Origin of the sequence: Hydrogenispora ethanolica (assembly GCF_004340685.1) — a bacterium.
Taxonomy (GTDB): domain Bacteria; phylum Bacillota; class UBA4882; order UBA8346; family UBA8346; genus Hydrogenispora; species Hydrogenispora ethanolica.
Genome location: NZ_SLUN01000012.1, coordinates 1 through 18911 on the forward strand (window position 1 = coordinate 1; position 18911 = coordinate 18911).

Sequence of the window (18911 nt, forward strand, 5' to 3'; positions counted from 1 at the left end):
CCAAAAACAGATGGAATTCCAAGCTAGCGATTATTTCAAGGAGAAATCCAAAGAACGTTATAAGATCGAGGCTAAAAACAGTGAATTAAAACATCGGCATGGTTATGATGTCGCGTCATCGTCAGGCTTAGTCGGCATGGAGATGCAAGGAGCCGCGACAATATTCGCGGTGAATATGAAGAGAATTATTAAGTTGTTGGACCAAAACTAAGGGTCTGCCATAAAATTTACTGTTATTACCAAGTCTAAAGTTTTATTTGACTTCTCAAAATCCATTTTTAAAGTAAAACCCGACTTAGAAGTTTCTAAATCGGGTTTTTGTGTTTAGCATTTTGTGGGCGTGCACTGAAAATTTAAACCTTTTTCAGCGGCCTCTTTAATTCCCGGTCTTTGGCTTCCACATGTATCATCATCCAGCTAACTACCGATATCGAATTCTTACTTTATAGAGGCGGCAATCTTTTTTAACTCTTCCACCGGAACCGCGCCAATAATCGCATAGTTCACTTGGTTGCTGAAAAACTGATATACATACACAGTCTGGCCAGCTCTGATGAATTCTTCAAACGAAAACCGTTGGCGATCGGAGAGCTTTTCCCGCTCAAAGATGGAAATTCGTTGACGGTTGGAGTTTTCATACAGCAGATGGACGACGGTGGCCTGAGATAGTTCCTCGATCGATGCCCGCAAAAATTGATAACCCTCCGGAACATAAGCCGGCTGGCCAATGGGGAAATTTACTCCCATTTGCACCCGGGGAATGCTAATGGCTTGCCAAAACTTCGTTTCATTCTCATACCATTTTACATTTTCCGGAAAGAAACTTTCCAGGTTGAACGATGCCGGCAGTTTTTTAAACTGTTGGAAGCGGAGGGATTGGATTAAAATCCCCCGGCGGTTCAGATCGAAACCGATGGGAAAATTATATTCCTTGTCAATGTAAATTCGGAAAGAATTTTTGTCGCTAACCCCGCTTAAACTGAAAACCGGACGGCCGGTAAGAACGGTTTCACCATCGAATTGAGTGACTTTATCAAGCCAATTCTTCCATTCCGGCAGCGGTTTTTTATTTTTCCCGCTTTGGTGATCCAACTTGAGACCCACATTTAAATTCGGAATGAAAAAAAGAAAGCGATTGTCATTTTCCAAGGTAACCTCGCCGCGTTGCCAAAAAGGACTCTCCATCCTTCGCAACAAGGAACGCTCCTTTACCCAGACTTGGCTGGCGCTCTCTTGCCGCCTGCCAAACCGGAAACTGGTCTCCGTATATTGCACCGTATAGTTTCCTTTGTTAAGGGTCTCCAGGACCCGTTCTTTAATTTGAGCCAAATTGAGCTCTCCATAAACCGGCGCAGCAGTCGGGAGAACCAGCAACAAAACCAGGACCCAAATCATCTTCCGCCATGCTTTGAACACTGCCACTCACCCTCCGTTTTCCACTCAAGAACCTGCTTCATAATAAATTGTTAAATATTCTTCGATCATCTCGGCATCCGGTCCGCTGGGAATAGACCGATTAAATTGTTGCCAATAGGTAGAAACCGTCATCACTACCACCACAATAACTGCGGCAACCGCCAGTTTGTAGCGGAGGAAAGGCAAAGCCGGTTGCGTTTTGGCGAGAGCCAAATCCACCTCGGGATAGGCCCCTCGAAGAAAATTTCGCAGCTGATGGAGATCCGCTACTTTCTGGCGACAATCCTGGCAATGCTGTAAATGGCGTTCTACGATTCGAGCTTGCCAATTTGACAGTTCGCCATCGCCAAAACTTTGCAGTTTCAAATCATTTGGACAACGCACTGCCGTTCACTCCTTTTTCTCATTCATCAAAAGCGGGCCGAGGATCTTCCGCAACTCTTGGCGGGCATAAAACAAACGTGACTTCACGGTCCCCAACCCGGTTTTGGTAATCGCGGCAATCTCCTGGTATTTAAAACTATAAATATCGTGCAAAATGACGATTGTACGGTGTTCCGCCGAGAGCTGGTTCAGCGCGCCGTGAATCGTGGCATGCAGCTCAGTCTGCTCATAGCTTTCTTCCGGTATCTGCCGGTGATCTTTCAATTCAATCGTAACTGCTTCTTCATCTTCGGCCCCCGCCCGGGTCAGATAAGAAACAGGGCGGGAAGCGCATTTCCGTTGATAGTCAATGCACGCGTTGGTCATGATACGAAACAGCCAAGTCCAGATGGTGGAATCGCCTTTAAATGTCGGGAGTGCTCGAGTCACTTTTAGCAGCACTTCCTGGGTTACGTCTTCGGCTTCAAACTCATTTCCCAAGAAATTGCAAGCAAAATGGTGCAATGGTTTCCGCACTTTACCGATTAATTCTTCAATGGCTTGAGGATCACCCTGCTTAGCCTTGGCGATCAACTCCACATTTAACTCTGCCATCTTTACCTCAAATTAGTTGACGAAATTAACCCATAAATAGTTCATCCTCTTACTAATTTTTCTTGAATCATCCGATTATTCCTGCCTGTCCCGTTATTTTCCATAAAAAATGGCCGTAAAGACGGCCATTATCGACAACAACCCTTGCGGTGGTGATGATGGTGTTTTTTCCGTTTCTTGGGCCTGTGATAGGGGCACTGTTCCCAAGGAACGAGAAGATACGTCGGATAGGTGGGCTGCTGTGCCGATACCGGATAAAAGGCTTGCTCTGTCGGTATCGGGCAAATAGGCTGTGCTGATACCGGATAAACAGGTTGCTGTACTGGGATAGGTGCCGGTAGCGGCCTGGGTTCCGGGATGGTGGTCGGAGAAACCATTGGTCTCGGACAAGGAACCATCGGCATCGGTGTCGGAGCCGGTCTTTCCGCCGGAGCCGGTGCTGGTGTAGGAGCTGGTGCCGGAGCTGGTGCCGGAGCCGGTGCTGGTGCCGGAGCTGGAGCTGGCATCGGCATTGGCATCGGTATTGGCATTGGCATCGGCATCGGAACGGGCATCGGTGTCGGCATTGGTGTTGGCATTGGTGTCGGCATCGGCATCGGCATTGCTGCGGTCGGAATGCAGATCACTTGCCCGGGGTAAATCCGGTTCGGATCCGGAATCTGCGGATTTGCCGCGATCAACGCTGATAATGAAATGTTATTGCGCCTGGCGATATGATACAGCGTATCACCAGACCTTACGGTATATGGAGTTCCAGTGGGACATGAAACCGGAGCTTCTCCGCTCGGAATGCAGATATCCTGGCCCGGAAAGATCTGGTCGGGATTTTTGATTTGAGGATTGGCCCGAATCAACGCATCCAAGGTTACGCCGAAGCGCTGAGCGATAGCATACATGCTATCCCCTTTTACAACTTTATACATTTGACCACTCGGACAAGCGACGACCGCGCCTGCACCGCCGGGAATACAAATGGTTTGACCTGGAAAAATCAGATTGGGGTCACTTATTTGGGGATTCGCCGCAATTAGCGCCGCCAAGGAAATGTTGTTGCGTCTCGCAATCTCATACATCGTGTCTCCGGAACGGACAGTATAAGTGGCGCCATTCGGGCAGACCGCCTGCGCCGGAGTGCCTACCGGAACGCAGATGACCTGGCCCGGAAAGATAACATTAGGATCGGAGATTTGCGGGTTGGCATTGAGTAAGCTCTGTAAAGAAATATTAAACCTTTTTGCAATGAAAAACATCGTATCGCCGGATTTGACTGTATATAACTGCCCATTGGGGCACATTGGAGCCGCCGCTCGGTGATGTCCCGCCGGACAGGCGGGCGTGGTTCCGCTGGTCGGAGCATGCTCGGCGCTGTTTTCTTTCATCTCTTCGGACATTCTGGTACCTCCTCGTGACCGAGTACTGAGTTACTAATGTAACATATTCCGTCGTCCTACATTTTGTAACCGGGACGTTGGCATATATTTAAAAGACCCGAGCCGGACGGAATCCTTTAACATACAATAATCGGGAGAATGAGGTGTTGAGAATGTTTTGGAAGCAAATTTGGGATTTTATGAAAGGTATCTGGAATAAATTGAATTTCTTTCGGGTGAGTACCAAACCCGATACTACGCTGGATACGGCCAAGGTTAATTTGTTTGGCCTGAAGATTGAAGTGACCCGGGAGGTTTCGGCTAAAGTGCCCCATGAATTGTCAATCGTGATTCCCCGTGCCGAACTTCGCCAAAATCAATCCCTAAAAAATGGCGCCGACCGGAACACTGAAATTATCTTGAGCAGTATCACGATTGCCCATTCGCCCCGCTTTGAGCGTACAGGGCAACCTCTCCCCAGTCCCGCCACCCCGGCCCCGGCTTCAAGACTGGCAGCGGGAACGAAATAGTTCAATGATCGATTTGGGCTTGCCAAATAGAGAAGCGCTCCTCCTCGGGACCCGGGAAGGAGCGCTTCGTTCTTAGGAAGGCTTTCCGAAGCCTCCAGCAGGTCATCCACGGTCTCTGGAAAGCCTTCCAAAAGCTTCGGCAGATCTGCCGTGAACTCCGGCGGGCCTTTCGGGGTCCGGGGAAGAGGTTCCCAAGCCTTCGACGGGCTTTCCGCGGAGTCGTCCAGTCCTTTCCGGGACTCCTTCTCCTTCGTTTTGCAGGAGTCCCGGCACAGAACATCCGGAATCCGTCTAACGGGCCAACTCCAAAACCGCCAAAACATCTTCGCGGCTGAAACGGCTCACCCCACCGACGCTCGTCAGCCAAGGCTTAATGGACTTGGCTGCCATTTCCGCGAGGCGATCATCGGGCACCTGTAATTCCCGCAGGTTCGTCGGCATTCCGATCGTCCGGTAGAATGATTCGAGCCGGCGGATCCCTTCTCTGGCAGTGCGCTCCGGATCATCAAAATCGTATTCCACATCCCAGACCCGAACCGCGAATTGTATAAATTTTGCCACATTCCGCCGGAGGGTATATTTCATCCAAGCCGGAAAGACCACGGCCAATCCCGCGCCATGAGCCACATCATAAATGGCGCTCAATTCCTGCTCAATGAGATGGACCGCCCAGTCGCCGACCCGGCCGGTGCTTAACAGGTCGTTATGCGCCAACGTGCCGGACCACATCATCTCCGCGCGCGCGTCGTAATTGTCGGGTTTCTGCATCACAAGCTGTGTGTTCCGGATCATCGTTTTTAAGACCGCTTCGCAAAGCCGATCAGTAAGATCGACATGCGGGACGTCGGTGAAATAGCGTTCCATGACATGAGCCATGATATCCACTGCGCCACAGGCGGTCTGATACGGCGGAAGGGAATACGTGAGCTCCGGATTCATGATCGCAAACCGAGGCCGGTTGAAATCGCTATTCAATCCCCATTTGAGCCAGCCCTCCTCATTGGTAATGACAGAGCTACGGCTGGATTCGCTGCCGGCAGCCGGAATCGTCAGCACGACTCCCACCGGCAATGAACGTTCCGGAACGGTCTTGGCGGAGAAGAAATCCCAAACCTCGCCGGAATAGGGCACGCCGACGGCGATAGCCTTGGCGGAGTCAATGACACTACCGCCGCCGACCGCCAGGATGAAGTCGATGCCCTGCTCGCGGCAGAGCTTGATTCCATCCCGCACCAGACTGAGCCGGGGGTTGGGCTGTACACCGGAGAGTTCAACCCATTCGATTTCCGCTGCTTTTAACGATTGAACGACCCGTTCGTACAGGCCGGACTTTTTAATGCTGCCTCCGCCGTAGTGCAATAAAATCTTTTTCGAATAAACTCTCGTCTCAGCGCCCACCCGGCTCTCGACGCCGCGCCCAAAAATAATCTTCGTGGGATTATAATAATCAAAATTTTCCATCGAAAGTCCTCCCTGGTTAGAATCTTTTGCCTGCTGCTTACAGCCTGTGCGATGATTCCGGATATCTTAGTCATTGATTCGTGATGGAAGGATATTCTCCTTTTGAGTTTGACCCAAAATCCTCATCAGGACATCCACGAATTACCATTCATAGTTTTTGACGTACCGGCCATTCTAAATATGGCGGCGGTGGAAACACCTAGCGTCGTATCTGCTGACACAGCGGTCGCTGTTTGACGGCTTGTGAAATCACGACGGCGGGGAACTGCCGGATCCGACTCCAATGGAGTACGTCTGGTATCCGGCACGACTTGCAAAAACTTCAGCAGGCCGCCTTTAATTTTAATTCCCCAAAAATATAAAAAGAAGAGCGCACATCTCCTCCTTTTTCTATCCATCCCATCCATTCTATGGATACAAAAACCTTCTTTAGTCATTGTCTGTTTCGGGTCGCGGATCCAACCAAAGATTTTGGATAATCCGTCGTCCTTCATCATCCACTGCAAACTCTGCATCGGTGACCTGAAATTCCTGACCCAATTCATTCCGGACGTTTAGCCCGATAATCATCTCAGGGAAATATCCCACTTTTTCCAATTCGGACGGGATTTCTCCACTAACCTTCATGGGATCGCCCGGAGCGGCCGTTTCCAGCGCTTGCATCCGGACATTATAGTATTTGCCGGCCTTCCGAAATTGAAATACCTGCCCATTCTTCCGCTCCAAAAAAACCAGCCTCCGTTCCGCGCATGTGAATCAAGGTTAGCATAACCAGTCGGAGCGGGGCTCAATCAATAAACTTGATCGCAGCGGTCAATCAAAACCAGCCCATCTGGAGTCAAGATGCCGTTCAACGGCTGATCATGAGGCTCCGCCGGAAGTTCCGAAACAACTTGAAATGCATAGGCCAATCCCAATCGATAAACTGAACCGGCGCGCATTAAAAAGCGGTCGTAATACCCAGCGCCATGACCCAAGCGGTTCCCTGACCGGTCAAAGGCCAGGCCGGGAACTACCACTAGATCCAAAGCTTCGGGAGGCATGACCGGAACTTCCGGAGGCGGCTCTTTCAAGCCAAACCGGGCCGGAACCAATTGATCCAGACTCGTAATCAAGCCGGCTTTGAGATCCCGTTCCGGCGTACAAATGGGCAAGGCCACCGTCTTGCCCAGTCCCAGCAACCGCTGAATCATTCCGATGGTCATTACTTCATGGCGGACCGAATAGTAAATCATAATCTTTTGAGCCTGGCAGACTCTTTCCAATCGAAAAAAGTGCTGTTCGATCTGGGAATTCCACAATTGATACTGGTCCGGGGTCATCCGTTCAAGTTGCTCCCGGAGCGATTGGCGGAGCTCCGTTTTTGAATACACCTCTGAAGACCTCCAAGCGGCGATTTGATGAAAAACCCTCCTCCCGAGAATGGGAAAAGGGTTTTATTAATCCGAATGAACCCCGCCATGCCGTTGTGCTGAACGTTACCTGAACCCTGCGCAAGCAAGGTGGGTGCTCTCCTACTCACTTATCGATCCGCAACCAGGCGGCATTCAAGCCATGAGCAGAGTCCGAGCTCCCTAGGTAATTCTGTTGGTTCATAACATATTCAGCTTGATGACGCACACCGCAGGGTATCAAAAATTGGTTCTACCTCTTAACTACCCATATCATATCACAGCTTCCAGCATCCTTCAAGCGCTAAAGAATGGCTCACTCAAACCGTTGTCTTGATGGAAAGTTCCTTTAGCTGGCGCGGTGTAACCTCCGACGGTGCATTGGTCATCAAACAGGTAGCGCTGGCGGTCTTCGGGAAAGCGATTACGTCGCGAATGGAGTTGCTCCCGGTCATTAGCATCACCATCCGATCCAGACCAAAAGCGATGCCGCCATGCGGCGGTGTGCCATATTCAAAAGCATCCATCAGATAACCGAATTTATCACGCGCTTCATCCATAGACATTCCGATCGCCTTAAACATCCTCTCTTGCAGACAGCGCTGATAGATCCGGAGACTTCCCCCACCCAATTCAACGCCGTTTAAGACTAGATCATAGGAGTTGGAACGAACGTTGCCAGGATCGGATTCCAGCTTGGCCTCATCTTCAGGTAACGGAGCAGTGAACATATGATGAACCGCCACATACCGTTGTTCCTCTTCATCATACTCAAGCAACGGGAAGTTGATCACCCATAAGAAGTGGAAAGTGTTCTCAGGGATTAAATTCAGTCTCCGGCCAAATTCCAAGCGTACTTGGCCCATAGCGATCTGGGCTACCGCCGGTTTATCGGCAACGAGTAAAATCAGATCGCCGGTCTTGGCACCAAACCGGTCAATAATCTGTTGCAGTTCGGTTTCGGTAAAGAACTTGGCAATCGGTGATTTGACGCCGTCTTCGGCGAGCACAAGATAGGCAAGGCCCTTCGCGCCATACGTAGCAGCCAAGGGCGAAAGTTCATCGAGTTGGCTACGGGTATATCCGGCACAACCGGGGACATTAATACCAACGACCTTGCCGCCGCCGGCAACGATATTGGCAAATACTTTAAATCCGCAGCCGGCGACCAGATCTGAAATTTCCACCAGTTCCAGGCCGAACCGAATATCCGGCTTGTCCGAACCGAAACGGGACATCGCTTCTTTATACTCCATCCGGGGAAACGGACGCTTTAGCTCAAGCCCCAGGGTTTCCTCAAATACGGCAGCCATCATTTCTTCCATCATTTCGAGTACCATGTTTTGATCGAGGAAGGACATCTCAATGTCAATTTGAGTAAACTCCGGTTGCCGATCAGCCCGTAAGTCTTCATCCCGAAAGCAACGAGCGATTTGGAAATATTTCTCAAAACCGCTCACCATGAGCAATTGCTTAAAAATCTGGGGCGATTGGGGCAAAGCGAAAAACCGGCCCGGATTTACCCGGCTCGGTACTAAAAAGTCGCGCGCGCCCTCGGGTGAACTCTTCATCAGGATCGGAGTCTCAATCTCCAAAAAACCCTGGGAATCCAAGTAATCACGCACCACCTTCGTAACCCGGTGGCGTAAGATGATATTGCGCTGCATCTCGGAACGGCGGAGATCCAAATAACGGTATTTTAAACGAACCGTCTCATCAACTTCAAGGTTATCCGTTATGTAAATTGGCGGGGTTTTCGCCTCATTCAGAATCTCCAACTTTTCGCCGAGCACTTCGACCTCGCCGGTGGCCATGTTCGAGTTGATGGTTCCTTCCGGGCGAAGCGCCACTTTACCAGAGATCGACACCACATATTCGTTGCGCAAGGACTCCGCCAAACGGAAAGCCTCGGGGTTTAAATCGGGATTAAATACTACCTGTACCAGTCCAGAACGATCCCGCAGATCGACGAAGATTAACCCACCATGATCGCGGCGGCGTGATACCCAGCCGTTCAATACGACAGACTTTCCAGCGTCTTTGCTGCTCAATTCGGCGCAAGCAGTGTCTCGCAACGCATAAACCAAGTTGACTCCTCCTAAATCCTGTTCTAATAAATTTATCACTAAATCATGAAGTTGGCAATAGAAGTAAAAATCATCTCATTCGTGAAATTCGGCGGATGGCTGAAATTTTTTCTTCAAGATCGCAACCAGATCGGTTATGGGAACAAGCTCCTGTTGGCTGGTGTCCATGTGCCGGATTAAAATTTGTCCATTGCGTAATTCGTCTTCGCCCAGAACGCCGACCAAAGGCACGCCCAACTTATCGGCGGATTTCAACTGGGCCTTCAGACTTCGGCCCAGAAGATCGGTTTCGACGATCCAACCTGCCTCGCGAAGCTGAATCATGATTGGAAAAAGCGCTTGCCTGGCTTCCATCCCCAGTGGCGCCAGATAGAGTTGCGGCTTCTCCTTAACTTGCGGCAGGAGATTCCGTGATTTTAACACCATCATCAATCGTTCCATTCCGGCTGCAAAACCGATACCTGGCGTAGGCGGACCGCCGCACTCCTCGATCAAGCCATCATATCTTCCACCACCGCATAAGGCATTCTGGGCTCCCAAGTCACCGGCGACGACCTCAAAAACGGTTTTCGTATAATAATCGAAACCGCGCACCAAACGGGGGTTTATCCGATATCGCACCCCAATACCGTCCAAATACTGCATCAATTGTTGAAAATGGCCGCCGCAATCCGAACAAAGCGTCTCGGTAATCAAGGGAATATTATCAGTCAAGCGTTTACAATTCTCATTTTTACAATCGAGCAATCGCAAAGGGTTCCGTTCCAAACGCCGCTGACAGTTTGGGCACATTTCCGCAACGTGTGGCCGTAAGTGCTCCAGCAACCTTTCCCGATAAAGCGGACGACAAGTCGGACAACCGATCGAATTAATGTTAATCTCTAAATCAGAAATTCCCAAGCGACGATAAATGTTAACCGCCAGCGCAATCACTTCGGCATCGACTCTGGGATCGCTGCTACCAAGGGCTTCCACTCCAAATTGGGAAAACTGTCTAAAACGCCCCGCTTGTGGTGCTTCACAACGAAACATCGGCCCATAGTAATAAAGTTTGGCGACACCGCCGGCTGCGGCCAGATTATGTTCCAAATAGGCCCGGACTATGGAAGCCGTACCTTCGGGACGTAAAGTGATGCTGCGCTCTCCCCGGTCGGTGAAGGTAAACATCTCTTTTTCAACAATATCGGTCGTTTCACCAATGCCCCGTTGGAACAACTCCGTATGCTCAAAGATGGGCGTCCGAAGCTCACCATAACCGTATTCACGGAAGATTCGGTGAACCATCCCTTCCAGATAACGCCAAGCGGCCGCCTCATCAGGCAATAGGTCATACGTTCCTTTTGGTGCAAAAACTTTTGTCACTTTCATCGCCCCATTTTTGGATGTCTTTTCATGATAAAAAACAAAAATCTTATGTTGATTTTTAAGGGACAAACAAACAAAGGAAAACAACCCTTGTTTGCTAAATCTTGCCCTTAATATATGTTGTACAGCCTAAATTATAAACTGAGTATCAACTTCGCCCCGCTCACCCTCTGGTTTTATCCGGTTTTAGCCGCACTTCCCTGACTTATCCACAGCCAAAACCATTAACCACGTTAAATGGATCCGTTTATCCACAAAAATAGATGGCTTATTCACAAAAAGAGCTTGCTGAACGACTGAACAAGCTCTCCCATTCACAAAACAAGCTTGCTTATCCACAAAACGAGCTTGCCCGACGACTGAGCGAGCTCTCTTATTCACAAAACCAGCTTGCTGATTCACAAAACAAGCTCACTCATCCACAAAAAGAGCTCGCTAAACGACTGAGCAAGCTCTCTTATCCACAAAACGAGCTTGCCCGACGACTGAATGAGCTCTTTCAGTCACCCAAAGGAACCATAATTCACAAAACGACAAAGCCTCTCGGCACATCAACTCGCGTTCAAGAGATTGCTAAAGTGCCGGAACAGCAGATATCAATACGCGGAAGGCGGTATATCCGCCCTCCGCGTGTTTTGTTGAATGGGGAAATAACTAAATTGTAAATCAGTTGGCCGTAGAATCGCTCGGAGCCGGGCTTTGGGTCGCTTCCGCGCTAGGACTTGCTTCCGGATTCGCGGCCTTTTGATTCAGATTCTGTTGATACTTCTGCAGCATCTCTTCTTCCTTTTGCTTCAGCGTTGCGATAATTTGCTCTTCTTTCTTGGCCTCCGCGGTCATCTTCATTTCAGTGAAAGCAGCTTTCAAACTCTCGTGAATATTTGTTTCAGTCGAATGCGCCGCGCTGAACTTGGTTAAAGTCTGTTTTGCAGCGTTTTTCTGTCCAGCGTCATTATAGGCTTTCGCCAAAGCGATCTGATAATCGACAATGTCTTGAGATTGAGCCGGAACACGTTTCAGAACTTTGATCGCTTCTTTCGGTTGTTTTAACTTGAGGTAGACATCGGAAGCGTCAATATAAAGATCGATTTTGTTCTTATAATAAGCCATCTTAATCGCTTTTTCGTAAGCTTTGGCTGCTTCATCCCACTTTTGCTCTTGCTTGAAACGATAAGCCTTCAAAGCGGGATCCATGACTTCCATATTAGCTTGAGCCTTCTTGTAAACGCCTTGCAGCCAATTTTGGAAAGATTGGTTATAAGGAGCGGATTGCAATAAGAGATCGTTCTCCGCTTCTTTATACTTTTCTTTGTATTCCTTACCACTTGGCACATCTTTGGAATCTAATTTAATAATGTGATACCCATATTCGGTTTTAACCGGACGGCTGACTTCACCGGCTTTTAATGCCAACGAACCATCAACGAATTCTTTCACCATACTGCCTTTGAACTGTTCCAGCGGCATCGGTCCGATTACACCACCTTGATCTTTGGAACCGGGATCATCCGAATATTGCTTGGCAAGCTGAGAAAAATCAGCGTTGCTGGCGGTAGCCTTGGCATAAACCTCATTGGCGCGGGCCAGTGCCTCGGCATCCGTCCGGGTGGTATTGCCGGATTTGAGTCCGATTAAGATGTGGCTGACTTGGATTTGTTCCAACATGCCTTCGATCTGTTCTTTTGGCACTTTGATTTTTAACTGGCGAGCTTTCAACGTAATAAACTTTTGCTTTACAATATCGTTTTTAACTGCTTTCCGGAACTCATTCTTATCGGTATAACCCTGTTTTTCCATGAAAGACTGTAATTCTTCCTCAGTCGGTAAATATTTTTTGATTAACTTATCGACATCGGTTTCGGTTGCAGTAATCTTCGCCTTACTAATCTCCTGATTAAAAGCGGTATCTTGCAATGCAATATTTAATGCCGTATCTCGAATCTGAGCATCATTATAAGTCATGCCGTACTGTTGCATCTGACTGGCTTGTTGTGCTGCGCGCATCAAGTAATTATTGAACTCCTCGCCGCCGATCACTTTACCATTAATTTTAATGGCCTTACCTTGGTAAGACGTCGGCTCTTTGCTCAATTGCGGGATTCCAATATAAAACATTCCCACAGTCAAACCGATTACCAGTATGATAATCACCGGTGCCAGCACTTTCTGACAGATACGACGAATTGACATCATACTCATCCAACAATTCCTCCTTTAATATTCCAAAAAAAAAATGAGTTAAAACCCATGAATACCACCAATATGGATTATGACAACACTGTTAATATTGTACCCAATGTCACTGTAAATGTCAACCAAGAAGTAACCGGGTTTGCTGGGCTTTTTTAACTAATTCGTCCTGAATCCGATGGTAATAGGTTGCCGGACATTTGGGATTTTGATGTCGAATTACCCGATGACCAGTAACCCACTTGGTGACCGCTCCGGCACCTAATCCGAAAATGGTCTGGCGTTCCTCCATCATTTGGATGTTGTAAATGCTTTCGGTGCCGAGTGTACCGTAGCCCGTATTCTCCTGATCGGCCAGTATATGGCGTTGCCGGTATAAATAATAGGGAACGTATCCGTTACCTCGTAATAAGGTTCGTCCATTCTCAAGCGCGATGCTGAGCTCGCTGGCAGCGAGCAGATCCAATGCGCTGAAATCATTTCGCCAAGCCGCTGCCCTTTTGGGAGCCAGAGTATGAACGGTTATATTCTGGGGTTCCAAGTCAATCACTTTCTGCAATGAATCCCCGAAATCCGCTCCGCTCTCCCCGGGCAAACCGGCGATTAAATCCATATTCAAAATCAGTTGGGTCGTTTTGACGCTTGCGACGGCATTGTATACATCCGCCACGGTATGGCGTCGTCCTATCCGGTCCAAAGTTGATTGGTTCATTGTCTGCGGGTTAATACTAATCCGGCTGACACCGGCATTGAGCATCGTTTGTAATTTAATTGGAGACAATGTCTCGGGTCGCCCTGCCTCCACGGTAAATTCAACGATACTATCATCCACAAAATTCCGAACGATTGTTTGGATAATCTCGGAAAAAGTCGCTTCATCTAAACTGGTCGGTGTACCTCCGCCCACATATACCGATTCGACCTGCAAACCCATCTCCTGGCAGAGTTCGGAAATGGCTTGCGCTTCAATTTTTAAACCAGCTAAAAAATTCGCAACCAAGTGACCATGAGTGGATAACGGAACGGCCGGGAAAGAACAATAATGACAACGAGTCGGACAAAATGGAATTCCAATATAAATACCGACCGTGGATTCAGGCTTGAAGAACGGTTCCTGTCTGGCACCAACTTCTAAAACCAAATCCGTTTTCACGGGATCCAATCCATAGATTCCCAGCAATTGTTCTCGGATCTCCGGGATCGAAAAACCTCGATCTCTTAAGAAATGAAAAATTTTGGTCGGACGGACTCCGCTCAAGATCCCCCACGGCACCGGTTTGTCCAGGAATCGGTCCATCAACCGAATGACTCCCAAACGAATCAATTCCTTCAACCGTAATTGCAGATCGTTGCCGCGCCAACGCCGATCATGGATGCTGGGATCGTTGGACTGCCAAGTTTCAATGACGCCCGGGGTTTCCAAGGTTATCCTTACGACATATTCCGCATCCCAGGCGACTGTGAGGTTCCAATCAGCCGGAACGGTACTGAGTTCGGCGTCGGCATCGACGATTCGCAAAGCTGCTAGAATATTGGCCCGTTGCTTGGGATCAGTTAAGTTTACCCAATAATTCATGGTTGTCTACACCGTGGCTGGTTGATATTTACTTTTAACAAAGACATGACCGTTCACTGGAAATAAGGATTAAAACGGATCTCATGCTCGATAGTGGTTGACGTTTCATGACCCGGCCAGACGAGCGTGGATGGGGGCAGTTGGAATAAGCGCTCTTTGATGACCTGGATCAATTTTGACGCACTGCCGCCGGGAAAATCAGTTCTTCCGATACTCTCCCGAAACAATGCGTCGCCCGAAAAAAGTAATCCCGGGAAGTACAAAGAGATTCCCCCCGGTGTGTGGCCGGGTGTTTCAATAATGGTGAGTCGTTCCTCCCCCAACTTGAGCGTGTCCCCATCTTGCAGAGTTCCCGCCGCATCGGGACTTATGATGGGAGCGCCCAGCCAGGCGGAGAGATTGGCTTCGGCTGAAGTCAGCATCGGACGGTCTTCCTTATGAATCCAAATGGGCGCACCTGTGGCAGCCTGTAGCTGGGCGTTGCCGCCAATGTGATCGGCGTGGCCATGGGTGTTTACGATCCATTTTAATTGGAGATCCCGCTTTTCCAATGCCGCCAATAGCTCTCCTGCCGGTTCCCCGGGATCGATGATGCCCGCCTCGCGCCCGGACCAAACCAGAAAAGAATTGACCCTTAAGTCACCTAAAACGAAACGTTGATATTCCATACCCTACTCCAAACGCGTTCCGACTTTGAAAGTTCCAACGGTTATTGATCTTCTTCCGAATCTGGAGCCGCTCCGGATTCATTGATGATCCGCTCGGCGTCGGACCGGTGCTCGGCGGGAACCCAAATTACAATCCGGGCAAGCGGTCCTATGGTGAGCCCGTATAAATCACCGATGGCATCCCGCTCCATTTTATTGGGAATTCCTGCAGTTGTCAACAGGCCGCAGATTAACCCTGCCTCGTCCTGATTGTACACTTGAGTAAGGGGAATCCAAGTTTCCTCATGGGGACGGTTATTCATTTTCATTCACTTCACTCTCGAATCTTATCTGCCGTTGGATCTCTTGGAGAACAGCGGCCGAATGCTTCAAACCGGCTTCTTCCTCGGGGGCGAGTTCCAGTTGGATCTTCTGTTCAATCCCCGCCCGGCTAACGACGCAAGGCAGACTCAAACAAACGTCCTTGAGACCGTACTCGCCGTCCAAAAGGCTCGAAACAGTAAGCACCGAGTACTCATCCCGCAGAATACTCTCGGTGATCTCCACCAGAGCGAGCCCAATGGCGTAATAGGTAGCGCCTTTTCCTTTGATAATTTGGTAAGCGGCGTTTTTCACCTCATTAAATATCTCTTCCTTGGAGAAAGGTTTCGCGCAAGGACGACTACATACCGGGCAGTAATCTCCAAATCGCAATCCGGCGATATTCGCGAGACTCCAGACCGGTACTTCGGTATCCCCATGCTCTCCAATGATGTAGGCATGAACGTTTGAAGGGTCAACGTGGCAGTTTCGGCTGATTAAAAAGCGAAAGCGCGCTGAATCGAGCACCGTACCGGATCCGATCACCCGCTCGCGGGGAAAATCGCTTAATTTGCAAGTGATGTAGGTCATGATGTCTACTGGATTGGAAGCGATCAACAATAACGCATCGGTCCCCACCGCTTTGATCTGGTCGATGATGCTCCGGAAAATGGCGGCATTGCGGGATAAGAGATCGATCCGGGTTTCGCCCGGCTTTTGGTTGGCTCCCGCGCAAATCACGATCAAATCGGCGTCGGAACAATCTTGATAGGAGCCGGCATAAACCGAAACCGGCCGGACAAAGGAGATCCCGTGATTTAAATCCATAATTTCTCCTTCCAGGCGTTCCTGGTTGGGATCGATGATGGCAATCTCCGATACGACTCCATTAATCATCAAACTGTAGGCATAGGTAGAACCGACCATTCCTGCACCGATAATCACTACTTTACTCGCTTTTTGACGGACCATGCGGCTCACCTCTTTAAAATGATGAAATAATTACGGCGTTGTCATGCTTAAGCTATTATACCATTGATCATCCGGAGATGAAATTTATGATTTGTCTACCGGTTTTCCGAATTTGGGAACCGGCATGGGATAACTCGACTAGTTTTGCCATTCCCGGCCTTAACATTCCGAATGGCCGCAGGAAATACACTTGGCGCAACCTTCGAAATAGCCGAAGGTATACATGCCGCAAACCGGGCAGAGATTAAAGCCCATTTTCCCATGGGACGGCCGTGGCGGTTTGATACCCTCACTGACGGTTGGAGCGGATTCGATCAACCCCAAATCCAATTGGGGTTGGACCGCGGCTGTTTCCGCGGTTTCGTTCATTTTGGCCAGGTACTCGCTTAAGAATTGTCCGATGGCATCCGGGACCGAACGGACCCGGTTGGGGCCAAAACCAACGAACCGGCTGCCGCCGATCCCCAGCAATTCCTCGGCAACGGCTTGCGGGTCGATCCCGCAGCGGAAGGCCAGCGAAATCAGGCGGGCAATCGCCTCCGTGAAAGCGGAGAGATCACTCCCGGCCTTTCCGATTTGGGCGAATAATTCGAACGGTTGTCTTTCGTGAAAATTCAGCGTCAGATAGAGATTTCCTTCCGGCGTTTGCCGGGCGTCGGTGATTCCGTTCAGTCGCTTGGGCCGCTTTATCGGTTGGATCTGACCCCATTCGCCGTAGGTTAAGCGGGTCTCCGGGTTGGAAGCGCTATCCGTTACGGTTTTCGTCTCCAGGCCTTTTTGCATCGGCTGATTATCGATGCTGCCGTCCCGGTAAACCGTCAGTCCCTTGCAGCCCAGCTTATAGGCGAGGCGATAGGCCTCGGCCACCTGTTCGGGAGTTGCATCATGCGCAAAATTAATTGTCTTGGAGACCGCGTTATCGGTGTATTTCTGGAACGCGGCTTGCATGCGGATATGCCATTCCGGGTCGATCTCATGGGCGGTGATGAAGACCTTGCGCCATTCCTCCGGAATTTCCGGGAGATCTGCGGCGCTGCCGGTTTCGGCGAGCTTCTCCAATAATTCCTGGCTGAAAAAGCCTTCCGCCTTCGCAATCTCGGCAAAAGCGTGATTGACCTCGATTAAGCGGTCATTATCCATGATCTGGCGCACAAAAGCCAGGCTGAATAAAGGTTCGATACCCCCGCTGGTGTCGCAGATGATGCTGATGGTCCCGGTGGGCGCAATGGTAGTGGTCGTGGCGTTGCGAAGCTTCAGTTTATTCTCATAAACGCTGCCGGTAAAATTGGGGAAGGTGCCGCGCTCCTCGGCCAGCGCTGCCGAGGCTTGTTTGGATTCCATATCGATCCGGTTCATCACCGTCTCGGCGAGCTGTATCGCTTGCTCGGAATTGTAGGGAATCCTCAGTTTGAACAAGAGATCCGCCCAGCCCATCACACCCAGGCCGATTTTCCGGTTGCCTTTGGTGATCTGCTCGATCTGGGGAATGGGATACTGGTTGACCTCAATGACATCGTCCAGAAAGCGAATCGCCAATCGCGTGACTGCGGCCAATTCATCCCAGTCTACTTCGAACCGTCCATCACACGCTTTGACCAGCTGCGAGAGGTTCAATGAGCCGAGATTACAGGATTCAAAGGGCAATAAGGGTTGTTCGCCGCAGGGATTGGTGCTCTCAATGGCGCCTTGATTCGGAGTCGGGTTCGCCTCGTTCATCCGGTCGATAAAGACGACTCCCGGTTCGCCGTTTTCCCAAGCGGACCTGACAATCTTCTCAAAGACCTCCCGCGCCGGCAATTTACCCACCGGCTGGCGTGAACGGGGGTTTACCAAGAAATATGACTCGTCCTTGTCCAGGGCCTCCATAAATCGATCCGTAACGGCAACCGACAGGTTGAAGTTAGTGAGTTCGCCCCGGTTTTTTTTGGCGTCGATAAATTCCAGGATATCCGGGTGATCGATCCGGAGAATTCCCATATTGGCTCCACGCCGGGTTCCGCCCTGTTTCACAGCTTCGGTGCTGGCGTTATAGACCTTGAGGAATGACAAGGGTCCGCTGGCGACTCCGCCGGTACTCCCCACTTGATCGTTTTGGGGGCGGATGCGCGAAAAACTGAACCCGGTGCCGCCGCCGCTTTTATGAATGAGGGCCGCAATCTTGAGCGATTCGAAGATGCTTTCCATTGAATCTTCGATCGGCAGGACAAAACATGCCGAAAGTTGGCCCAGTTCCCGGCCGGCATTCATCAAAGTCGGCGAATTGGGCATGAATTTCTTCTCATCCATTACCCGGTAGTACGCCTCCGCTAATGCCGCGACTTCGGCCTCGGGAAGGTGAAACGCTTCAGCCTCAACCGCCGCGACGTGCTGAGCCACTCGCCGCAGTAGATCCTCGGGTTCTTCCACGACCTTCCCCTCTTGTTTCTTTAAATACCGTCGTTCCAATACCGCCCTGGCGTTATCCGATAATTTCATCCCGCTGATCCCTCTTTCAAATACTATATGTTGTGTCATAACTATTTTAATACACAATATATAGAATGTCCAACCATATTAAGGAATTATTTTTCGTTTCTTGAACAAAAAAGACTCCTTTCCCCGAAGGTC

The 18911-nt window shown here is 49.8% G+C and carries 18 protein-coding genes and 1 other RNA gene; 3 read left to right on the forward strand and 16 right to left on the reverse strand.

What is annotated here, in order from left to right:
• The coding region (locus tag EDC14_RS10910; RefSeq protein WP_207930738.1) for a transposase at positions 1 to 211 on the forward strand (211 nt) is incomplete at its 5' end.
• Between the two features lie 227 nt (positions 212 to 438).
• Here EDC14_RS10910 and EDC14_RS10915 read toward each other — a convergent pair.
• From EDC14_RS10915 to safA, 4 genes are all read right to left on the reverse strand, one after another.
• Positions 439 to 1416 (reverse strand): hypothetical protein, encoded by a 978-nt coding sequence (locus EDC14_RS10915; protein ID WP_132014330.1) that lies wholly within the window; start codon positions 1414 to 1416, stop codon positions 439 to 441.
• 24 nt (positions 1417 to 1440) lie between these two features.
• A complete protein-coding gene (locus tag EDC14_RS10920; RefSeq protein ID WP_132014331.1) occupies positions 1441 to 1800 on the reverse strand; it encodes an anti-sigma factor family protein in 360 nt (119 codons plus the stop codon).
• 6 nt (positions 1801 to 1806) lie between these two features.
• Positions 1807 to 2394 carry an RNA polymerase sigma factor gene (locus EDC14_RS10925; RefSeq protein WP_132014332.1) on the reverse strand — a complete coding sequence of 196 codons (588 nt, stop codon included), beginning with the start codon at positions 2392 to 2394 and terminating at the stop codon, positions 1807 to 1809.
• Between the two features lie 128 nt (positions 2395 to 2522).
• A complete protein-coding gene (safA, locus tag EDC14_RS27275) occupies positions 2523 to 3785 on the reverse strand; it encodes a SafA/ExsA family spore coat assembly protein (protein ID WP_243662898.1) in 1263 nt (420 codons plus the stop codon).
• Positions 3786 to 3937: 152 nt separating this feature from the next.
• Here safA and EDC14_RS10935 point away from each other — a divergent pair, with 152 nt between their 5' ends.
• The gene (locus tag EDC14_RS10935) at positions 3938 to 4294 is read left to right on the forward strand and encodes a hypothetical protein (RefSeq protein ID WP_132014333.1); all 357 of its coding nucleotides are present in this window, start codon (positions 3938 to 3940) and stop codon (positions 4292 to 4294) included.
• A 291-nt stretch (positions 4295 to 4585) separates the two neighbouring features.
• Here EDC14_RS10935 and EDC14_RS10940 read toward each other — a convergent pair whose 3' ends face one another.
• The 6 genes from EDC14_RS10940 to hisS form a co-directional block, all read right to left on the reverse strand.
• On the reverse strand, positions 4586 to 5755 hold the full coding sequence (locus tag EDC14_RS10940) for an iron-containing alcohol dehydrogenase (RefSeq protein ID WP_132014334.1): 1170 nt from the start codon (positions 5753 to 5755) through the stop codon (positions 4586 to 4588).
• Positions 5756 to 5880: 125 nt separating this feature from the next.
• The gene (locus EDC14_RS10945) at positions 5881 to 6270 is read right to left on the reverse strand and encodes a hypothetical protein (RefSeq protein WP_132014335.1); all 390 of its coding nucleotides are present in this window, start codon (positions 6268 to 6270) and stop codon (positions 5881 to 5883) included.
• A gap of 276 nt (positions 6271 to 6546) precedes the next feature.
• Positions 6547 to 7128, reverse strand: a complete 582-nt coding sequence (locus EDC14_RS10950) for a 5-formyltetrahydrofolate cyclo-ligase (protein WP_132014336.1) — start codon at positions 7126 to 7128, stop codon at positions 6547 to 6549.
• A gap of 75 nt (positions 7129 to 7203) precedes the next feature.
• A non-coding RNA gene (ssrS, locus tag EDC14_RS10955) (6S RNA) lies at positions 7204 to 7388 on the reverse strand.
• Between the two features lie 78 nt (positions 7389 to 7466).
• Positions 7467 to 9233 (reverse strand): aspartate--tRNA ligase, encoded by a 1767-nt coding sequence (gene aspS / locus EDC14_RS10960; RefSeq protein WP_132014337.1) that lies wholly within the window; start codon positions 9231 to 9233, stop codon positions 7467 to 7469.
• 75 nt (positions 9234 to 9308) lie between these two features.
• On the reverse strand, positions 9309 to 10601 hold the full coding sequence (hisS, locus tag EDC14_RS10965) for a histidine--tRNA ligase (protein WP_132014442.1): 1293 nt from the start codon (positions 10599 to 10601) through the stop codon (positions 9309 to 9311).
• A gap of 260 nt (positions 10602 to 10861) precedes the next feature.
• On the opposite strand from hisS, the gene EDC14_RS10970 reads away from it, so the two are divergent.
• Positions 10862 to 11263 (forward strand): hypothetical protein, encoded by a 402-nt coding sequence (locus tag EDC14_RS10970; RefSeq protein WP_132014338.1) that lies wholly within the window; start codon positions 10862 to 10864, stop codon positions 11261 to 11263.
• Between the two features lies 1 nt (position 11264).
• Here the strand turns inward: EDC14_RS10970 and EDC14_RS10975 are convergent, their stop codons facing one another.
• The 6 genes from EDC14_RS10975 to EDC14_RS11000 all read right to left on the reverse strand — a co-directional run bounded on the left by EDC14_RS10975 (position 11265) and on the right by EDC14_RS11000 (position 18779).
• On the reverse strand, positions 11265 to 12797 hold the full coding sequence (locus tag EDC14_RS10975; RefSeq protein ID WP_132014339.1) for a peptidylprolyl isomerase: 1533 nt from the start codon (positions 12795 to 12797) through the stop codon (positions 11265 to 11267).
• 112 nt (positions 12798 to 12909) lie between these two features.
• Positions 12910 to 14364, reverse strand: a complete 1455-nt coding sequence (gene hemZ, locus EDC14_RS10980; RefSeq protein WP_132014340.1) for a coproporphyrinogen dehydrogenase HemZ — start codon at positions 14362 to 14364, stop codon at positions 12910 to 12912.
• A gap of 53 nt (positions 14365 to 14417) precedes the next feature.
• The gene (locus tag EDC14_RS10985; RefSeq protein WP_132014341.1) at positions 14418 to 15032 is read right to left on the reverse strand and encodes an MBL fold metallo-hydrolase; all 615 of its coding nucleotides are present in this window, start codon (positions 15030 to 15032) and stop codon (positions 14418 to 14420) included.
• Between the two features lie 41 nt (positions 15033 to 15073).
• Positions 15074 to 15340: a putative signal transducing protein gene (locus EDC14_RS10990; RefSeq protein ID WP_132014342.1), complete on the reverse strand. Its 267-nt coding sequence runs from the start codon at positions 15338 to 15340 to the stop codon at positions 15074 to 15076.
• Positions 15327 to 16304 carry an L-lactate dehydrogenase gene (locus tag EDC14_RS10995; protein WP_132014343.1) on the reverse strand — a complete coding sequence of 326 codons (978 nt, stop codon included), beginning with the start codon at positions 16302 to 16304 and terminating at the stop codon, positions 15327 to 15329. Before EDC14_RS10995 ends, EDC14_RS10990 begins: the two co-directional genes overlap by 14 nt.
• A 159-nt stretch (positions 16305 to 16463) precedes the next feature.
• Positions 16464 to 18779, reverse strand: a complete 2316-nt coding sequence (locus tag EDC14_RS11000; protein ID WP_243662899.1) for a vitamin B12-dependent ribonucleotide reductase — start codon at positions 18777 to 18779, stop codon at positions 16464 to 16466.
• Positions 18780 to 18911: the final 132 nt, after the last annotated feature.